The 19627-nt window shown below is 48.2% G+C and carries 18 protein-coding genes and 1 pseudogene; 11 read left to right on the forward strand and 8 right to left on the reverse strand.

Annotated elements, in window-relative coordinates; genetic code table 11:
• Positions 1-244 (forward strand): annotated as a pseudogene (locus tag Q0986_RS15060) (TROVE domain-containing protein); the annotation flags it as partial.
• 117 nt (positions 245-361) lie between these two features.
• Here the strand turns inward: Q0986_RS15060 and Q0986_RS15065 are convergent.
• From Q0986_RS15065 to Q0986_RS15075, 3 genes are all read right to left on the reverse strand, one after another.
• Positions 362-985 carry a hypothetical protein gene (locus tag Q0986_RS15065; RefSeq protein WP_299411821.1) on the reverse strand — a complete coding sequence of 208 codons (624 nt, stop codon included), beginning with the start codon at positions 983-985 and terminating at the stop codon, positions 362-364.
• A gap of 95 nt (positions 986-1080) precedes the next feature.
• On the reverse strand, positions 1081-1728 hold the full coding sequence (locus Q0986_RS15070; RefSeq protein WP_366918599.1) for a class I SAM-dependent methyltransferase: 648 nt from the start codon (positions 1726-1728) through the stop codon (positions 1081-1083).
• Positions 1729-2714: 986 nt separating this feature from the next.
• Positions 2715-3956, reverse strand: coding sequence for a transposase (locus Q0986_RS15075; RefSeq protein ID WP_299411826.1), 1242 nt, complete (start codon positions 3954-3956; stop codon positions 2715-2717).
• A gap of 153 nt (positions 3957-4109) precedes the next feature.
• Between Q0986_RS15075 and Q0986_RS15080 the strand changes: the two genes are divergently transcribed.
• The 5 genes from Q0986_RS15080 to Q0986_RS15100 all read left to right on the forward strand — a co-directional run bounded on the left by Q0986_RS15080 (position 4110) and on the right by Q0986_RS15100 (position 9855).
• Complete coding sequence (locus Q0986_RS15080) at positions 4110-5447, forward strand: DUF3370 domain-containing protein (RefSeq protein ID WP_299411829.1); 1338 nt, start codon at positions 4110-4112, stop codon at positions 5445-5447.
• A gap of 266 nt (positions 5448-5713) precedes the next feature.
• Positions 5714-7426, forward strand: coding sequence for a VWA domain-containing protein (locus Q0986_RS15085; protein ID WP_299411832.1), 1713 nt, complete (start codon positions 5714-5716; stop codon positions 7424-7426).
• Between the two features lie 30 nt (positions 7427-7456).
• The gene (locus tag Q0986_RS15090; RefSeq protein WP_299411835.1) at positions 7457-8188 is read left to right on the forward strand and encodes a hypothetical protein; all 732 of its coding nucleotides are present in this window, start codon (positions 7457-7459) and stop codon (positions 8186-8188) included.
• A gap of 8 nt (positions 8189-8196) precedes the next feature.
• Positions 8197-9300 carry a substrate-binding domain-containing protein gene (locus Q0986_RS15095; protein ID WP_299411837.1) on the forward strand — a complete coding sequence of 368 codons (1104 nt, stop codon included), beginning with the start codon at positions 8197-8199 and terminating at the stop codon, positions 9298-9300.
• 249 nt (positions 9301-9549) lie between these two features.
• Entirely contained in the window at positions 9550-9855 is a 306-nt protein-coding gene (locus tag Q0986_RS15100) for a hypothetical protein (RefSeq protein ID WP_299411840.1), read from the forward strand.
• Between the two features lie 160 nt (positions 9856-10015).
• On the opposite strand, the gene Q0986_RS15105 is transcribed toward Q0986_RS15100, so the two are convergent.
• Positions 10016-11041 (reverse strand): leucine-rich repeat domain-containing protein, encoded by a 1026-nt coding sequence (locus Q0986_RS15105; protein WP_299411842.1) that lies wholly within the window; start codon positions 11039-11041, stop codon positions 10016-10018.
• Between the two features lie 152 nt (positions 11042-11193).
• Positions 11194-12705, reverse strand: a complete 1512-nt coding sequence (locus Q0986_RS15110; RefSeq protein ID WP_299411845.1) for a UbiD family decarboxylase — start codon at positions 12703-12705, stop codon at positions 11194-11196.
• Positions 12706-12865: 160 nt separating this feature from the next.
• On the opposite strand from Q0986_RS15110, the gene Q0986_RS15115 reads away from it, so the two are divergent.
• From Q0986_RS15115 to Q0986_RS15125, 3 genes are all read left to right on the forward strand, one after another.
• Positions 12866-13078: a DUF4089 domain-containing protein gene (locus Q0986_RS15115; RefSeq protein WP_299411849.1), complete on the forward strand. Its 213-nt coding sequence runs from the start codon at positions 12866-12868 to the stop codon at positions 13076-13078.
• The gene (locus Q0986_RS15120; protein ID WP_299411852.1) at positions 13075-14454 is read left to right on the forward strand and encodes an AtzE family amidohydrolase; all 1380 of its coding nucleotides are present in this window, start codon (positions 13075-13077) and stop codon (positions 14452-14454) included. The genes Q0986_RS15115 and Q0986_RS15120 overlap by 4 nt, the downstream gene beginning before the upstream one ends.
• 64 nt (positions 14455-14518) lie before the next feature.
• Positions 14519-14980 (forward strand): GNAT family N-acetyltransferase, encoded by a 462-nt coding sequence (locus Q0986_RS15125; RefSeq protein ID WP_299411888.1) that lies wholly within the window; start codon positions 14519-14521, stop codon positions 14978-14980.
• 160 nt (positions 14981-15140) lie between these two features.
• Here Q0986_RS15125 and Q0986_RS15130 read toward each other — a convergent pair whose 3' ends face one another.
• On the reverse strand, positions 15141-15488 hold the full coding sequence (locus Q0986_RS15130; RefSeq protein WP_299411893.1) for a DUF2834 domain-containing protein: 348 nt from the start codon (positions 15486-15488) through the stop codon (positions 15141-15143).
• Positions 15489-15586: 98 nt separating this feature from the next.
• On the opposite strand from Q0986_RS15130, the gene Q0986_RS15135 reads away from it, so the two are divergent.
• Entirely contained in the window at positions 15587-16396 is an 810-nt protein-coding gene (locus Q0986_RS15135) for a helix-turn-helix transcriptional regulator (RefSeq protein WP_299411897.1), read from the forward strand.
• A gap of 185 nt (positions 16397-16581) precedes the next feature.
• Entirely contained in the window at positions 16582-17271 is a 690-nt protein-coding gene (locus tag Q0986_RS15140; RefSeq protein WP_299411900.1) for a Bax inhibitor-1 family protein, read from the forward strand.
• A gap of 82 nt (positions 17272-17353) precedes the next feature.
• Here the strand turns inward: Q0986_RS15140 and Q0986_RS15145 are convergent, their stop codons facing one another.
• Positions 17354-18649, reverse strand: coding sequence for a glutamate-5-semialdehyde dehydrogenase (locus tag Q0986_RS15145; protein WP_299411902.1), 1296 nt, complete (start codon positions 18647-18649; stop codon positions 17354-17356).
• 26 nt (positions 18650-18675) lie between these two features.
• Positions 18676-19581, reverse strand: a complete 906-nt coding sequence (locus Q0986_RS15150; protein WP_299411905.1) for a PRC-barrel domain-containing protein — start codon at positions 19579-19581, stop codon at positions 18676-18678.
• Positions 19582-19627: the final 46 nt, after the last annotated feature.

Here is a 19627-nt window from a genome sequence, read left to right on the forward strand (position 1 = left end):
CTTCTATGCCGATGTCTTCTGCTTCTGGACGGATTCTGAGTCCTATGCAGGGCGACAGCATCCGAGTCAGGCACTAGCTGAGTATCGACGTCTAGTGAATCCCAATGCTAAGGCGGTCTACGTGACTCTGGCCCCTTACCAGCTCTCCTTAGTGGATCCTAAGGATCCATTATCTTGGGACTTCGGTGGTTTCGACCCCGCTGCCCCACGAGCAATTCAAATGATTGCTCAAGGAGAGATTTAAAAATAGAGTTTGTTGATCATGGTGAAGATCAACAAACTCTATTTATATTCATGAAGTAGCTTCTTGAAGTAAAAGAGCATATTTATACTTACTACAAAGAATAAATTCAACAACTCCTTAATTTACTTTAATCCAGCCTTCAACAATAGCCTTGCCAATATTAATATATGGGTTATCAAAAAATTCTGTTATAGCTGTTTCGCTTCCAGACTTCAATGCACTAACCACACGGCGTTTGAAGCTAGGAGTTGTTTCATCATTAACAAAAGTTATCTTATCGGACTCATTTGCATCGGGATTATCAACTGCTAACACGTTGAGAAGTCGCTGTATTTCCTCTGCAGCTTCTGCTAAAGTTTGTTTTGGCTCAGACTGATGAAATGTATTGTGATCTGAACGAGCACCTTTTCCGACAGCACCCGCTTGCCCAATGTTGTAAGTATCGCCACTCATATAATTCTCCACAACTACATTAGGAGTAGATCGCCCTTTGACAACTTGATTAACAAAATCTCCTACTTTAAATAAGAAGTTGTCTTGCGAGCATTGAAACGGTTTAATACCCAAGTCCTGGATACGATACTTTCTCTCTAACACAAACCCCTGTGGGACTTCTTTAATGTTTAAGTCCGAAGCTTTAATATTGGCTATCCAGAACTCACTAATATGAGAATCATCAAATAAAGCGATGTATAGTTTTCTCTTCTTATAGAAGAACTTTATTTGGTTCACCCAAGCCATATTTCAATACTTATGCCAAAATCTTTTGAGTTAATTTTCTAATTTAGTTAAATAGTACAGCTACAATCATCATTTTAACAAAGACAATTAAACACCTAATAAATCTTCGACAGCAGAACCACATCATTGCCTGAAATCGTTAAAGCGGCCTGCCAATGATTGGCCAACCATCCAAACGTCTCAATCGAAAAGAAACATACATGCGTCAGATCGCTTTTGTAATGCCAGCGAGAAAAAGCCGCCTGATCAATAACACGTTTGGTCATAATACCCAAGACGCCATTGGGCTTGAGGCAAGACCATAATCGTTCCAGTTCTTGTCGAGGATAGTGGAGATGTTCGACCACCTCAGATGCAGAAATAAAATCATACTGTCGCTGCAAAACCTTAGTATCTGGTGCATAGAACAGATCGTAGAGTTCCATAGAATGTCCAGCTTCCTCAAACATGACCGACAGCGTTGGCCCTGGTCCCGACCCAAAATCGAGACCACAGCTCTGGGGAAGCAAACGTCGGGATAAAGGTAAAAAAAGTCGATTCAGAAAGCGACGATACCCCAAATCCTCAACAGAATTTTCGTGAGTGTCGTAGATAGCCTTCTCATCGTTTGCTGATAAAAACTGATGAGGAAGCACAAAGACCAACAGACACACCTGGCAACGAAAATAGGTGCGACTATCTTGGTGAAAGAAGCGGACTGTGCCTGACTGGCATAAAGGACAACAACAATCTGAGTTAGGAATAATCTGAATTACCTGGTTCGATGGCCAAGAGTGATGGGTTATTTATTCTCAGTAGATCACAAACCTCGTAAGACCAAAATTGAACTGTTCTGGGAAATATAGAAAATAAGATCATCAGCAACAGCAAGCAATCTTATCTCTTACGATGAAAGATTTGTTTCAAGTAGGTATTAGTCTAATAATAGGTGTGAGCTTGGGATATTGGACCGTTTCGCGCAAAAGTTACTACGATTCTGACCGAGTATTTGTTTCCGTCGCACTGTTTGGCGGCGGCATGAGCTACGGTATCGTGCAGGCGATATCAGAACAAAACCAGCAAGGTTGAATTTCGAAGCCTCTAAATCGGTTGGGTATGCAGTACTCCAGGCACTCAGACAACGCTTATAGTGCTGGCTTCCCCAGTTTTGCGACCTTTACGTTTTATTGATCTAATGACTCGGCAGTCAAAGATTGATAAACACTGAATGGATTATTTTGCCACTGTGGTAAATTCTGATGCGATTGTGAACAGCAATCTCTTGGGGTGGCGACCGCCTGTATCATGGGTCGCCCCTTTTCATCGCTCAAAGTTTCCCCTTTAAATTCTGCCGAAGGGTAAGAATATGAGCCGTTTTAGGGCATTCTTAAAGATAAGGTAATGAAATTAAATTTCATGCCTCAAAGGATATAAGGGTGGCTTGTCTAGTATGAGTCGCCCTTTCTTGTTCTCTATCTCAAGCCACTCTAACCCGGCGAAGTCATCCAAGGATTGTTCATTGAACCTAACAAATGGACCTTGATTGATGTTGCCAATACGCTAGAGGTCAGCCCTGGTAAAGAAAACCTCAGGCAGCCCCCTTAAGTCAATCACTACACCTGACTGGGCCAAAAAATTCAAATACCAGAAGAAGATGTAACTCGCCGCCGAAGTCCTCGCAACTTTGCCTCTGCTTTGGATGAAAAGTGTTAGAGCAAACAGTCTGTTGACATCCTCTCCCACTGACCTTTCAGGTACAGAGAGGGATTCCCCGAATCGCTTCGAAGATTTCCTGCTTCAGTGCCAGTTGACTAGAATCCATGACTGAATTCCCCGTCACCTCGACTCCACAGGCATTTTCTACTCCCCGTTGCCCACGGGTACATATCACTTGAGCCGCCGCAATATCTCTCGGCTTCACTGAACCACAGCTTAGACAGTGAGAAATTCTAACGCTCAAGTCCTTTTTGACCTCAGCACCACAGTCAGGACATTCCTGGCTTGTGCCTCTAGGATCAACCTTGCCGTAATAAACATCACGCTTAAAACAAACCCAAGACAGGATTTGATTCGTAAACTGGCCTAACCCAGCATCCAGCGTATGCTTGCCTAGCATCCCCTTGGCCATAATGCGGAAGTCTAAATCTTCCACAAAGATGGCATCTGCTCGGTCACACAGTTGATGAGCCAGCTTAAAGTGCCAGTCCTTGCGAGTATCCGCAATCCGCTGGTGAACTCTTGCTATTTTCTGCAACAACTTAGAACGGTTTGCACTGCCCTTTTGCTTTCTCTTCAGCCGACGTTGCAGCAATTGCAGCTTGCGGCGTAACTGATTAAAAAAGCGAGGACGCTTAACCTGGAGTCCATCGGAGGTAGACAGAAAGTATTCTAAGCCCACATCAATCCCCACAGGATGGCCATGAAACGGCACTTCAGGGATATCAACAGCTGCTTGTAAGCTCAGCAGGACAAAGTACCCAGAAGCCTTGCGGACAACCCTAGCCTGCTTAATCACACAAGCTTCAGGGATATCCCTTGACCATCTAACTTTTACCCATCCCAACTGGGGGAGCTTTATCCCTTGAGCACTGACTGGATTTTTCAGCATCTGGGGAAAGACAAAGCTACGCATCCGGGCTTGGTTCTTAAATCGGGGTAGACCAGAACGCTTTAACCGCCATGCTTCCCAAGCAACCTCCAACTTCCTCAAGGTCTGTTGCAGCATTTGAGCATTGACAGACCCTAGGTCAGGAATGTGTTTTTTAGCTTGGGTGAGGGCTTTAGCTTGCTTCACATAATTTGGAAACGGCTGGTCAGCGGGTAAGATGTATTCCCGGTTGATGGAGCAAGCGTTCACGGGAGACTTGCGGGAATTCAGCCAGTCTTTACGCTCTGCTAGGGCAAAGTTCCAGACTTGGCGACACACGGTTAAAGTGCGCTCAATTTCTGCAATTTGCTCTGCAGTGGGTTCTAACTTGAATTCCCAGGTCATGTTGAGCATATCTACATTATATCACTTAGGATGTAGATCTTGCTCCCTGAGGTCATGCTTTGCTACACCCCCAGCCAAGCTTTCAGCTATGACTGGAGTACTGCGAAGATCTTTTTGATAGGATTTACACGCTTGTTTACGACCTGGCACAATATGTCATCAATTTTCCTAACATCTTTATTTCTGTCTCAAGTGGCCCCTGTTATTGCTGCACGTTCAGAGGTCGTTATACCGCAGGATGTTCGGGCATTACCTGGAGAGCTGGATAACAGTCTTTTCTTGAATAGTAATAGTCCTGAGGTTATCAACACAGGGGGAATCTTGCTGTCAACCTTTCCTAAATCAGGCAAAACATCGCCTCGTGCCCATCTCGATTTTGCCTTGAATGGAGAGTTTTATATCTTTGCTCATCACGTGACTCGACTTCGTTCAAGGAGGGGCAAGAGATCTCTCTATCAGGGGATACTGCTCCATAATCCCACCAGCAAGCCAGCTCAAGTTAGCATTCTTCAAGCAACAAGCTTTCTAAGCAGTGCCCATGCTCCCTTTGTTCCTTTAAAGAGTCAGATAGTCGATTCGACGGGTAAAGTATTTTCGGGACCAGGTAGCCGAATCACCAATGTCATCCTTCGAGGCAAAAGCCAGCCCGGCTGGACATCAAAAATCGTTATTCCTCCTCGAAAAAGCCACATGCTGGTCAATCGCGCTATTCCTCCTAGTAACAGTCGCACCACTTGGATGCGATTGAGAACGGATGGCCCACTCTATGTTGCTAGTATGGCGAAGCATGGAACCCCTTGGTATAGCGGCCCAAGCTTAGCAACCTGGAAACTATTGTTAGCGAAAGGGGAATTGATAAAACCAAGAGATAAAGTGCCCTCTCCCCTGGATTTTAAGGGAAGCAAGTTTATTTATGGCCGAGTTGCAGGGATCTCAAAGGGCGGCGAGTGGCGGGCGACCGTGACAGATACCCCTCAGTCCAAAGAACTTAAAATCCCTAAATCCGGTCAAGCCTTCTCCTACGTGATCAGTTCACTCCATCGGGGCACATTGGGGACTGGGCAAATTCAAAGTGCTCCGATGTTAAAGCGCTACGATGATACAGCCTATCTTGCCCACGGTAACTATGGTCTTAAGTACAACCTAGATCTACCTTTGCACAATACAACCCAGCGCACCCAGACAGTGACCATTGCTCTGCAAACCCCCCTTAAAGAGGACCCTCTGACTCGCCAGGGTCTCCGTTTTCTAAAATCACCCTCTGGACCGATCTGCTTCCGGGGAACAATCAAACTGAGCTTCCCCCAGGGATCCCCGACCCGAAATATCCCTGAACAACAGTATTTCCATCTAGTACAACGATGCGGTCAGCAAGGGGAACCTCTAGTCACCTTGCCCATTGATCCGAAAGGAACGATTCGAGCCAAGGTTGAATTACTATATCCTCCTGATTCGACCCCTCCTCAAGTGTTAACGATCCGCACCTTATAGCGATGTTGCAAAAGTTAGCCTTGCAGAAATCTGTGCCAATCGTTTGTGATTGAAAAGGAAAATGTTTCGGATTGGATGGGGGCGATCGTTCGAGATCATGCTGCCTAGCGGGTATGCTAAAGCCGAGAGTAAAAAACGTTCCACGCATGCTGGATTGTTTTTATCACTGCATAAAACAGAGAAGCTAGTCGACTAGACAGCTCATCTGAATCAATCCACCGATCACTCTTTGCAACTCTTATGCTGACTCGATTGGATATCCCGCAATGGTGAAACCCTCTACCCGTCAAATTCTATTACACTGTCAGGCTGCATTACTGATCATGCTGAGTGCTTGTACTGGGACGGGTCCTGCTACCAACGGGAATCAAGGTATGAAGGTTACCTTTCTAGTGGGCAGCGCTATGGAGGATTTTTGCCAGCAAAGTATGGAGCGATTCAACCAGACTGGGCCAAAACTAAAAGATGGCAGTCCTTTTTATGTGCACTGCGAAGCCAAAGGGAGCGGAGATGTTGTTACTGAGGTGTTGAATAAAGCCAAAGCCATGAAGAATGGCAATCTTTCAGCAGAGGATCCAAGCTGGCCGACGCTGGTCTCCTTAGATGGGGATATTTATGTGGATCAGTTAGCCTACCAAGTGAACCAGATTTTCCCTGGCCAAAATTATGTGCCCACGGTCACTGATGCGCCCCTACTGGCAAATAGCCCGATGGTGTTTATGGTGCGGGACGATCTAGCCGAGAGCTTGCGCAAAACCAAAGATCCCTTTCAAGCCCTGTTAACGGCCAAAAGCCACAAGGATTTAGATCCGGGCAGTCAACCGTTGCCCCTCCGCTATGTGCATACGGCTCCATCCCGATCTAACTCAGGATTACAGACTCTAGTCGCTCAATTTGCCTCTGTCTCTGGCAAGCCACCGGAACAGCTTACGGTTGCAGATGTTAAAGCCTACCAAGGCAAAGTGGGAGCGATTCAGCAGAAAATTACCCGCTATGGCATTTCGACCACCTCTTTAGCCAAAGCCATGGTGACCAATGGTCCCTTTTGGGCCTCGGTGGGGTCGGTCTATGAGTCATCGGTGATTGCCGCCAATGCCCAAGTGCCTGCGGGACAGCCTCGATATCAAGCGGTTTATCCTGGGGTGACCTACACGTCCAATATGCGAGGGGTTCTGCCTACGGGACCGTGGGTGAGTGCAGCAGAGAAAGAAGCGGCTCAACAAGTTATTGACTATATCCGCACACCCGAGATTCAGAAGATTGCCACCACTTTGGGCTTACGACCGGGGACACCCGGCGTAGCATTGGGCGCTAAGTTTACCCAAAACTGGGGTGTCGAAGCGCAACCCAAATATGCGTCTTATCGAGTGCCCAAGCCAGACGTGGTGGAAGCGATGATTCAATCTTGGCAAACCGCCGCCAAGAAGCCTTCACAAGTGGTGATTGTGGTGGATTCGTCTGGGTCGATGACCGGGACAAAACTGGCTGCTGTGCAGTCTACCCTGCAAACTTACTTGAAAGGTCTGGGTCCTAAGGAAAAAGTGACGCTGATTGATTTTGACTCAGTGGTCCGTAAGCCTGTTTCTGTAGATGGCACCCCAGAGGGGCAGTCCAAAGGTTTAGAGTTTGTGGTTGCCCTCAAGGCAGATGGCAATACCAAGCTGTACGACTCTATTCTGGCAGCCCAGTCTTGGCTCACCCAAAATTTGCGCACCGATGCCATTAATGCGGTGATTGTGCTGACGGACGGTAACGATTCTGGGTCCAGGCAGCAGCTGCCCCAATTGTTGACGGCACTGAAAAAAACAGGCTTTGAAGGCAGCCAGCGGATTGCCATTTTCACCGTGGGCTATGGGAGTGAAGGAGACTTTGCACCGGATGTCCTTCAGCAGATTGCGAAAGCCAATGGCGGCTATTATCGTCAAGGGAATCCGGCCTCTATTGCTCAGTTGATGGCTGATTTACAGGTGGAGTTCTAAAGAGGAGTAAGCGGCAGTGGTAACGATATCATGGTGAAACTCGTCAATCCCCTATACCAACCCTTAGCCGTGTTAGCGGGTGCCATTGTTCTGGTGGGGGGCGTGCGGCTGGCAAAACTCAGCCCTTTTGTCATGCTGCCTTTGTCGGCGGGTGTAGCGATAGCAGGTGCGGGCCTTATGGCATCTGACACCCCGAAAGCAGCTCAGCCAAAACGGTGGAGTCCGGCGATGGAAAAAGAGCTGAGCAATCTAAGGACTCAAGCTCATTCGCTGGCTCAAAAGGCCCAATCTCTGAAGACAGAAGCCCAGGAATTGCTGACCCAATCTTTGCAAATGGAGTTGTTGGGGACTCTGCAATATGCGTGCGATCGCACCACCGAATTACCCCAAAAAATTGAAGCGATGGCCAAACGCCTGCATGGTGATGATTCCATTTTGTCCGTGCAGGAGCTACAGCAGCAACGGGCCACAGTTCAGAAGAAGCTAGCCCAGAGTTCTGGAGCCACCCAACAGCAATTGCAACAGCTTGATCAAAGCCTCCAGCGTAATATCAGCCTGGCTCAGCAGGGCCAAGATGCCCGCCAAGCCCAGCTCCTGAGCCTATCTCAATTAATCGCTGAGTCGGCTGGGGTTTTACAGGCGATGCAGAATCAGTTGCGTCGTGCGGACTTAGCAGAGGCCAGTCAATCGGCTGAACTCAAAAATCTGAGTGATGAGCTGCGAGATTTCCAAGAAAATTTGGATGTGTTGGTCTTGACATAGGAAGAAGCATGGCGAAGTCTCAGCGGTCCCTCTATATTTCTCTGGCCATTATTGCGGCAGCCTTGGGATTGACCTTTTATCCACTCCCAGGTGATCAGGTCCAAACCCTAGTAGTGGTCAGTGGTTCTGAGTTAGAGCCACCTTTGAAAAAATTGATTGAGAGCTTTCATCAACAGCAATCCCAAATCCGCATTGACCTCAAAGTCCAGGGGTCCTTGGATATGGTCAATCGGTTTATTGACGACCGCAATGATTTTCAACCGACGGTGCTCATTCCCGCTAATCAGGACACCCTCAAGCGTCTAGAGCAGCGATGGACGGCCCCAGAACCTGCCTTTTACGGTGAACCCCAACCCCTGGCGAAAACTCGCCTCGTAGCGATTACCTGGCCGGAGCGGGGAAAGGCTCTGTTCCCAGATGGCAAGTTTAGTTGGAATCGACTGGAAACGGCAATGAAAGCCCAGCAATGGGGATCTTTTGGCGGCTCTGCTAACTGGGGCAGCTTTGATTTTGTAATGACCGACCCCACCCGTTCTAATAGTGGGCAAATGACCTTGAGTCTCTGGCTGTCCCATAAACTGCAAAAGTCTTCTCTGCAAACGGCTGACTTAAATAGCCCAACCGCCCAGTCAGCAGTGTCTACTCTAAAGCGATCCATCTATCAGCCTGCCCGGTCCAGCGATGTTCTGATGCAGGAATTTGTGGCCCGAGGGGCAAATGATGCTGATATCATCACCAATTACGAAAGTGTGGCTCTAAATCGCTGGGAGCAGTCCAAAGTCTCTCAGGGCCAGCCCTATCAAATTTATGAAATCAACCCAACAGTGGAAAACAAACCCACCGCAGCAATTGTTCGCCGCCAAGTGAATGAGCAAACAGCTCAAAAAGCCCGACAGTTTATTGACTATCTGTCACAGCCGGATCAGCAAAAGGTGTTTATCCAGTATGGCTTTCGCCCGGTTCATCCTGATGTAAAGCTGGAAGATCATGCGACCGCACTGTGGCAACAGAACACAGGCATAAAGTTGAAACCACAAGCTCAGATTATGGCCTCGCCGACCGTACCTGTTTTAAAAGAGATGGGACGATTGTGGGAGCGATCGCAGCCATAATATTGATTCTTATCCGCTTATTTCATGCAGAAAAGAAATAAATTATCTATCTGTGTCTCAATTCTTAGATGGCTGATTCTTACCTATTTTAGCGCTGTGGGTTTATGGCGATTGCAGCGTTTCTTACCCCTAACTGAGTCTTCGTCAACTGCTGCCTCATGCCGTCAGGCAATTTTGCAAGGTGAAGGACGCATAAATCAACTTTCCCAAGTAAAACTGCAGAAAGGGTATTGGGATAAGGTTGGCTTTATGTACGACTCACCTGCTGATCGACCTCGGAAGTATCAATATATTCTGGAGAACACATCAGGGATAGGCAACGTATTTAGCTCTCCTCAATTGATGTCCAAGATTAGCCAAGACATCATGGACAACTGCTCGGATGTGAGTATGGTGGGCTTTAGCGATGCACGATTTGTCGCGGATATTAATTATGGATTTTTTGCCCAGAGTGCAGTCAAAAAAGTATGTCGTCCGGATCCGCTATCCTTTGTGTCGATCCAGATCACCTATCCGTTTGGATTTAGGAATTGGAGTCACGACAGTTGTAAGTAGGCCATGTTGGCTATAACAATTGCTATGCAGTTTGCTCATCCGGACTCCAAAGCCACGATAGCTTTTTAGATATCAAATATGGACTCCTCAAATCTAGATTATTTCGATTGTATTTATGGCAGCTTTAGGTAATCCTTTAGGCCAACTTGTTGCCCCAGGTCTAGGGAGCACTGTAATTTTGCAAAATGTGAGGCGGCAATGGATTATTTTGCAAATTTATGACTGTTGACTGACGTAGTTTTTCCATATCATCTGGTAAACTTTCCAATCGATTGTTATTAAGATCCAGCGATTGTAGGTTTGTCAGCTGTGTAATCTCATCTGGAAGACTACTCAGCTGGTTACGATATAGCAAAAGAGTTTGCAAATTTTTTAGGTTCCTAATTCCATCTGGTAAGCTATTCAGCTGATTGTTACCTAGATAAAGACTTTGAAGATCTGTGAGTTGTGTAAGCTCTTTTGGCAGGCTACTCAATTGATTAGCACTCAAGTTAAAAAATTTTAGGTTTGTGAGCTGTCCGATTTCTGACAGCAAACTACTCAGTTGATTATTACTAAGATCAATTGTTCTTAAATTTAATAGTTGCCCGATCTCATTAGGTAAACTGCTTAGTTGATTGTTGTCGAGATCAATCGCTTGTAAATTAGTGAGTCGTCCGATTTCTGATGGTAAACTGCTTAGCTGATTTTTTTTGAGGATGAGAGTTTGCAGACTTGTTAGTTGTCCAATTTCTGGTGGTAGACTGATCAACTGATTGCTATCAAGGTAAAGCTCTTGCAAATTAATTAATTGTCTAATCTCATTTGGTAAGTTATTCAACCTATTGCGACCGAGTTGAAGCTTTTTTAAGTTAGTTAGTTGTCCAATTTCTGGCGGTAGACTGATCAACTGATTGCTACCAAGGTAAAGTTCTTGTAGGTTTATGAGTTGCCCAATCTCGGGAGGAATTTGGGTGAGTGATAGTTTTCTCAAGTGTAATGCCGATGCTTGGGTGGTGAGTGCCTCTTGAATGCGACGCTGTGCCTCTACATAGTCTGGATTCGTATTGTTCTGTGATACATCCTTTGACTCCTCAATTATGGGATGTGCTAATACAACCGCATACTGTCGAACCATAGAGTTGCATAGCCCTGTTACCAGAGCTACCCATGCCAACCCTTTAGCAAAAGTCAAAATCCATGACATGTCTGGTAACCTCCTCAGAGAAAGAAACGGCCGTACTCAAATCAAAATGACGTCTATGGTTCACAGCACACCTGACAAAATAGAAACTCCAAACCGATCGAGCCTACGGATGATCATCACACACTGAGATTGAGTAGAGCTCTTATCTAGAGTTAAGGCATTTCATAACCAAATAAATTCGGGTCTACCTCACCCAGATTCAGATCTGCTAGACCATATTCAGCCCAACGACGATCCACCATGGCTGCCACATCAGGATCGGCTTTCAATGGTTCTCCCCAAGGATGATCCGTTTCCGGAGGAATCTTCGTGGTGGCATCAATGCCCATGCGTCCTCCTAGACCGATCTTGGTACTGGCAAAATCGAGGGTATCAAAGGGAGTTTCCGGCAAGATAAACACATCCCGCACAGGATCGACTTTAGACGAAACTGCCCATACCACTTGGCGCGGATCGCGAATATTCACATCCTTATCCACCACAATCACAAATTTGGTGTAGGTGAACTGGGGTAACGCGCTCCAGAAAGCCAAAGCCGCCCGGCGAGCCTGCCCCGGATAGGCTTTATCAATCGAGATCACTGCTGCTTTATAACTCAGAGCCTCCATCGGCAAAAAGAAGTCCACAATTTCTGAGACCTGCTGCCGCAAAATTGGTGTGTAAATCCGATTCAGGGCAATGGCCATCATCGCCTCTTCTTTGGGGGGACGACCGCTAAAGGTGGTCAGATAAATGGGGTTTTTGCGGTGAGTCATGCAGTGAAATCGAATCAGTGGCGCGGCTTCATTGATACCACCGTAGTAGCCCATATGATCGCCAAAGGGGCCATCTACCCCTGTTTCACCGGGGGTGATCGTACCTTCTAAAACAAACTCACTTTGGGCAGGCACTTCTAAATCCACCGTTTTACACTTGGCCAGGTGCACTCCACTACCGCCATAGAGTCCAGCAAACAGCCATTCTGAAAGATCGACGGGGATAGGGGTGGCTGCGGCCATGATGATTAAGGGGTCAATACCAATTGCGATCGCAATCTCCAGTTTTTTCCCTTGCTCTGCCGCCTTGCGTAAATGTCGTGCTCCGCCCCGCACCGATAGCCACTGCACCGTCATGGTGTTCTTCGACTGCAACTGTAGGCGATACACCCCTACGTTGGGCGTTCCCGTTTCACAGTCTTTGGTAATCACCAAGCCGAAGGTGACCACTTTACCGCCATCCCCGATATAGGGCTGAATCATGGGGATTTTGTTTAAGTCTACCTGCTCATCCTTGAGCACTACCTGGTGGCATGGGGGTAGCAAATCCCGCTGGGGTTTAGCCTTGACCACATCAAACAGAACTTTGCCAAAGTCGATAAATTGGTTCAGTTTTTTAGGGGGCTTGGGCTGCTGCAGCATTGCCAGCTTCTTACCCAGATCCTCCAACTCGGATTGGGATTCCATATTCATCGCCCAGCAGGTGCGCTCCACGGTGCCCAATAAATTCACCGCCACGGGGTAGTCAGAGCCTTTGACGTTCTCAAAGAGCAGTCCTGGACCGCCCTGCTGCAACATCCGATCTGAGATTTCAGCAATTTCCAGTTTGGGATCCACCAAGGCTTGGATGCGTTTGAGTTGGCCTCGCTCTTCGAGGCGTTGGATAAATTTTCTCAGGTCTCTAGCCATGGATTCCTTTGGGGGCGATAGTCGTTATGCACTATTTATATTATGAGCGGAATTGAGGACATCCCTGGGCTGCTATTTGATTTGTGGGTGAGGAAATTGGCGCTCTCGATTCGTTTATAGGTCCGCTATTCTAGACCTGTTGCCCCTTTATACCTGCCGCATGTCAAAGTCTTCAGCTTCACCATCTAATGATTCGGATGCTTTTGCCTCAACGTATGTGATTGAGACGGCTAAGCTACTTGGGTTATCGATACCTCCAGATCAGCTCCCAGATGTAGTTGAAAGCTTTGAACAGATCCACACCATTGCCCAGCCCGTTTTAGACTTTCCTTTGCCCGATACCTTAGAGGCTGCGCCTCAGTTTGAACCATGAGTTTGACGGCAGCTCAAATTGCTCAACAGATTAAAACTGGGGAGCGCTCGGCCACATCCATCGTTGAAGCAACGTTGGCACAAATCGCTAGTCGAGAGGATCTGAATTGCTTTACAACCGTTCTAAAGTCTTCTGCCTTAGCTAATGCCGCAACCCTTGATCGCAAGTTGGCAGCAGGAGAACCCGTAGGCTCTTTAGCAGGCGTACCATTCGCGGTAAAAAACCTATTTGATATTGCTGGAACCGTAACCTTAGCCGGGTCCAAAATTAATCAAAGCCAGCCCCCCGCCAGCCAAGATGCAACTGCGGTGGCCCGCCTCAACGCCGCAGGCGCAATTTTGGTGGGAGCGCTGAATATGGATGAATATGCCTATGGCTTTGTCACCATCAATCATCACTACGGCGTCACCCCCAACCCCCATGATCCGACTCGAATTTCCGGTGGCTCTTCGGGTGGATCGGCAGCAGCGGTGGCGGCTGGTCTTGTGCCGCTAACCCTTGGCTCAGATACCAATGGATCGATTCGAGTGCCCGCTTCGCTCTGTGGCGTCTATGGATTCAAGCCCACCTATGGTCGCCTGTCACGGGCAGGAGCCTACCTATTTTCCAGCAGCTTGGACCATATTGGCCCTTTTGCTCGCTCTGTGGAGGATATTGCTCTAGCCTTTGAGGTGCTTCAAGGATCGGACCCTCGCGACCCCATTTGTACGGACCGTCCACCGGTTACGCCGGATTTATCAGGGGATATGACGGGGATACGGGTTGCAATCGCAACCGATCATTTCGCCCGAGGCATGACTCCCACCATTGCCCTGGCCCTAGACCAAATATCCTCTGCCTTAGAGGTCACCCAAGCTGTGACCTTACCGGAATCGGCACGGGCTAGAGCCGCCGCCTACCTAATTACCGCCAGCGAAGGCAGTCAGCTCCATTTACCGCGATTACAAACGCGTCTACAGGACTTTGACCCTGCCACTTGCGATCGCTTTGTCGCTGGAGCGATGATACCCAATAGCTGGTACCTACAAGCCCAGCGTTTTCGCCGTTGGTATCGCGATCAGGTTCGCGAAATTTTTAAGACCGTCGATCTGATCATTGCTCCCACCACCCCTTGTTCGACCCCATTCATTGAGCAGACAACGATGGAGCTAGATGGACAAACGGTGCCCATTCGTCCCCATCTGGGTTATTACACCCAACCCCTATCCTTTATTGGTTTACCCGTTCTCTCAGTGCCGATCTTTCTGCCGGGAGAACTGCCCGTGGGTATCCAGCTAATCGCTCGTCCCTATGATGAGAACATGATTTTTAAAACGGCTATAGCGCTAGAACAACAAGGAATTACGGAGGCCAAACCTGCCTATTCTCAGGGATAGTCTTCAAATCCACTACGCTAGAAGCAGCGTCAAGATTATCTTTGGTAACGACTATTCCGCACGGATGAAGTGTCCCACATTTCAAGTTGCAAATGACTCTCATATTACGGTCTTGCTGCCCTTAGTACGGGCCTATCATCATTTTGAGCAGATTGTTTTAACTGATCAGCAACGGTTGGAGACGCTATTACCTTTGCTAGCGGACCATTCAACATTAGGGCGTATTTGGTTGATCAGTGTTGCTGAGCATGTCATTGGTTATGTGGCGCTGTGTTTTGGTTACAGCATTGAGTTAGGGGGTCGAGATGCCTTTATCGATGAGCTGTTTCTTGTCGAGAGTGCTCGGGGGCAAGGTATTGGGAAACAAGTTTTAGACTTTGTAATTCGACAGGCTGCCAGCCTAGATATTGCTGCTTTGCATCTAGAAGTGGCCCGTGCCAACGACAGAGCAAAACGACTCTACTCACAAGCAGGCTTCTCGGCCAGAGACCGCTATCATTTAATGACTTTCAATGTGACGAGTTAGAGTTCTTGAACTAACAGCTGTTCCCTTAGCTGAAGTACTGCGATCTCCTCAACAGAGGTTACTGGCTTATCCTGATGATCGAGGGGGTTGCGATCGCATCTCCGACTGGGTCGATCTGGGTGCCATTGATGAACTGTATTGACTGGGGCTGAGTTCAGTATCAGCTCTCCAAACCTCGGGATACACCCTCTTGACTGGATGTGGGCTTGTTCGTGAGTAGGAATAACAGGGGGCCAAAGGAACCTGTTAACACCGTTGCCAACACCCAAAGCCAAGGATTGCGATTCTTTTTTCTCGCTTCTGGTACTAGCCAACTCAACACCAGGACCAGAGCAATCACTAAATCAGTAAAGACCTGCCAGCCAGCCGGACTGTAGCGGTTGTAATCTAAAATGCCAAGATAGCCCACCTGGGCCATCGCATATCCAGATAGCAGGGTAAACGGAATCAAAATTATCAGAGCTACCCGCCTGTTGACCATAACAAACTCCTTGGGTTGGATTTGCATCCATCCTTACCTCTCCTTTGAATTGCAGCAATAACCTGTGAGGTTATTGAATTGATGCTCAGTCTCAGTTGAGAATGAACAGCAGACAGGAGAAATTCATGACCTCCGCCCGAACACAAAACTTTCCGAATATCTGTCGTCAATGGCGTCAAGTCAGGAAGCTGTCGCAACTGGATTTAGCCCTGGCAGCCGATGTATCACAACGCCATATCAGTTGGTTGGAGACTGGGCGAAGTCATCCTAGTCGAGAAATGGTCGAGCGACTCTCAGAGGCGATGGATATCCCCTTACGGGAACGGAATGTCCTGTTACATGCCGCTGGCTATGCTGCCGCCTATCACGAAACGCAATTGAATGAGCCTATTATGGCCCCTGTCTTAGACGCACTGAATTATATGTTGCAACACCATAACCCTTTGCCTGCTGTTGTAGTGGATCGCTACTGGAATGTAAAAAAAGCCAATCAGGCGGCAGATTTTTTGCTCAGTATAGGGGGGGACCCGCAAACATTTCAGGCCCATCTGGGAGCGGAAGGGGAACTCAATTTGGCCTTACTCACGATTCATCCCAACGGTCTCAGGCAATATATTACCAATTGGGATCAGGTCTTACCGTCTATCATCCGTCGTCTCAGAAGTGAATCCCTGACATTTGGTGATTTGGGAATCCAAGAGCGATTCGCCCAATACATCGAACTCGTTGGCCCTGAAGGTGACAGTGAGTCCAGCGCTAGCTTGTTGCCCGTCTTACCCTTAGAGCTGGATATCAATGGCTTGGAACTGAGTTTATTTTCGGTTATTGCTACTTTTGGTACCCCTCAGGACATCACCACAGATGAGCTGCGGATTGAAACGTTTTACCCCACCGATGCTAAAACAGAACAATTCTTTCGAACCCATGATTTCTAGTACTGTACTTGATGTTTGTTTTTTCAGGCACTAAGGTTTTGGCACTCCCTTGAAGTCAAACCCTTCATTTCGACCGCTTTCCAAGTCTGAGGTGAATTCAATACTTAGGGACGATCACAGTGTCCGTAGATTAAGCTTGGAGATAGAACAGGTTCTCTACTCCATCTTTGTCGAGGATATCAATCATGTTAAGCGTTGCCCAGTCGCGCCCGTCAGAACGTGCCATTTTTATTCAAAAGACCTATCTGCATCTAGCAGGTGCTATTGGTGCTTTTATCGTTGTTGAATTTCTGCTATTCCAATTAGGCATTGCTGAAGCAATGTTCCAATTTTTAGCCGGAAGCCGTTTTAGCTGGCTGTTAATTTTAGGCGCTTTTTCGTTACTAGGTTGGATGTCTCGGGGACTCGTTGCTAAGGCCGATCAAGTCGGCACTCAGTATGCAGGGTTGGGAATTTATGTGGTTGCTCAAGCTTTAATCTTTGCGCCATTACTCTACATGGCAGCATATTTCTCCGATGCCAACGTCATCCCTACAGCCGGAATCTTGACCCTGACAATGTTTGGGGGACTAACTGCGATCGCATTTACAACCCGCAAAGACTTCACCTTTCTCGGTGGCATCCTTAAAATCGGCAGCTTTGTCGCTCTAGGACTGATTGTTTGCAGTTATATCTTCGGCTTCTCGCTGGGGTTATTCTTCTCCGTCATTATGGTGGTGTTTGCATCAGCAGCTATTTTGTATGACACCTCTAAGGTGATGAAGCACTATTCCACAAAGCATTATGTGGCTGCATCCTTAGAGTTATTCGCGTCTGTCGCCCTGCTCTTCTGGTACATCCTCCGAATCGTGATGGCGATGTCCTCTCGCAACTAATCGAACTCTGACCACCACATCATGAAGCTGCATCAGGACAGTCGTTCCGATGCGGCTCATTTAATAGGTAATAGGTATAAAGTTAAAGGTCTTTGTGGGTAAAGGGTCGCGCCTCTGACCCGGCATAGGTGGCAACAATCTGCCCTTGGCCCTTGAGCTGATATTTATAGGTGACTAAGCCTTCCAAACCCACAGGCCCTCTGGGCGGCATCCGCTGCGTGCTAATGCCCACTTCTGCACCAAAGCCATAGCGGAACCCATCAGCAAATCGCGTGGAACAGTTGTGGAATACCCCTGCTGCATCCACTTGATTGATAAATACAGCCGCCGCTTGCTCATCTTCAGTGGCAATGGCGTCTGTATGCCCTGAACCATACTGATTGATATGAGCAATAGCCTCTGCCAAGGACGCCACCACTTTAATGGAGACGATCAAATCACCATACTCAGTGGCCCAATCCGCCTCAGTTGCGGGGGCGACATCAACGATGGTTTGCGTTTTAGCATCCCCGAGAACCTTAACTTTGTTGTCCTGTAACGCTGCTGTCAGTGTGGGTAGGTATTGGGATGCGATCGCATCATGCACCAAAATCGTTTCTACCGCATTACAGGCCGCCGGATATTGAATCTTGGAGTCTACGGCAATCTCTACCGCTTGGTCCAGCTTCGCCGCCTGATCCACATACAGATGACAAATTCCCTCGGCATGTCCCAGAACTGGAATGCGGGTATTCTCCTGGACAAACCGGACAAACTCATTGGAACCCCGAGGAATAATCAGGTTGACCTCCTGATCGAGATTCAGCAATTCCAAGGTCTCTTCTCGACTGGTCAATAACGCGACTACGTGGGGAGACACCTCCGTTTGCGCCAGTCCTTGATGAATCGCCTTTACCAATGCTTGGCAGGAATGGAGCGCTTCTTGCCCGCCTTTCAGCAGCACCCCATTTCCAGACTTAATCGCCAGCGCTGCAATTTGCATCACGGCATCCGGTCGGGCTTCAAAAATAACCCCGAGCACGCCCAACGGACAGCTAACCCGGCTCAATACCAGCCCCGTATCTAGCTCTCGTTTCAGCTGCACCGTCCCCACTGGATCTTCCAGAGTGGCCACACTGCGCACGCCTGCGATCGCACCTTGGAGTTTAGTGGCATCCAGCTTTAATCGGGCATAGAGGGCATTGGCAATGCCTGCCGCTTTGGCCTGCTGGCAGTCCCGCACATTCGCTTCGAGAATCTCTGGCGTTGCGGCTTCTAGCGCTTGAGCGACCGCTTCTAACGCTTGGTTTTTCGTTGCCGTAGACGCGCCTGCCAGGTGGATAGCCGCCTGGCGAGTTTGCTGGGCGACCGTAGTAAGAGAATTCGTGAGGACAGTCACAGGTCTAAGGGCTTAACAACAGGGGTTTAGAAATCTTCGCGTTCGTATTCGGCAATTTTTTGCGGTTCTGGAATTTTGAGTTCTTGGGGCTCATAATCATCGGCCCACACATCTCCTTCCCGCTCATACTTCGGCTCCGCAGGGGTAGGGGGTGGAGAAGATCCACTATCCCCCCAATTATCTTCCTCTTGGTACGCATATTGCTGCTGCGGGGCCTCTTGGCGTTCCACTGGCACAGGCTCCGCTTCCCAGGCCTCTGTTTCCCAGGCTTGCTGAGCAGGGGCAGCCTGACGGGCAGGCGCATAGGCAGTAGTGGGTTCGCCAGGGCCAAGCTGGTTCGTGGTAGACGTCGTCTTGGGAATGTAATCTTCCTCATCGCTCAATTCCCAAGGGGGGATGCCTAGCCCCATCCGTTCGAGCAGGCCCACCGTCAATTGGTTTAGGCGCTCTTCCGCCCCCTCAAAGACGATTAAGCGATCCGGCCCTGTACTGACAATTTCCTCAACGGGCAGTTCATAGGTACTCAAAACCTGCGAAGGAATCAGGGGCACCCCAACCGAAGCAATCACTAAAGAGGCAATTTCTCCCGTGCTGGTGTCAAACTTAAACCCTCGGACTTTGCCCAAGAGTTCTCCCGCTTCGGTGATCACTTCGTTATTAATTAAAGTGCTGAAATCGTAGGTATCTACTTCTTCAATTGCAGTCTCATCATCCACGAGAATGACATCGCCGATCTGACGCACGCTGGTCAAATACATGTAGCGCTGGTCACCGGTGACTAAGGTATTCCGCAAACCAACGACTGCGACTTCTCGCTGATCGACATCAACCCAAAGTTGGTTAATGACCCCTAACTTTTTACCCGTACTGCGGGTAATCACTTGAGTGCCAATAAAGTCAGCGCGTTGTTGAACTTGTTCAGATATTGCCATGCGTGAATCCTGAGCCGAATTCTTCAGTTTTTGGATGGGGTAAATG

Source organism: Acaryochloris sp. IP29b_bin.148 (assembly GCF_028285565.1).
In the GTDB taxonomy this organism is placed as follows: Bacteria; Cyanobacteriota; Cyanobacteriia; order Thermosynechococcales; family Thermosynechococcaceae; genus Acaryochloris.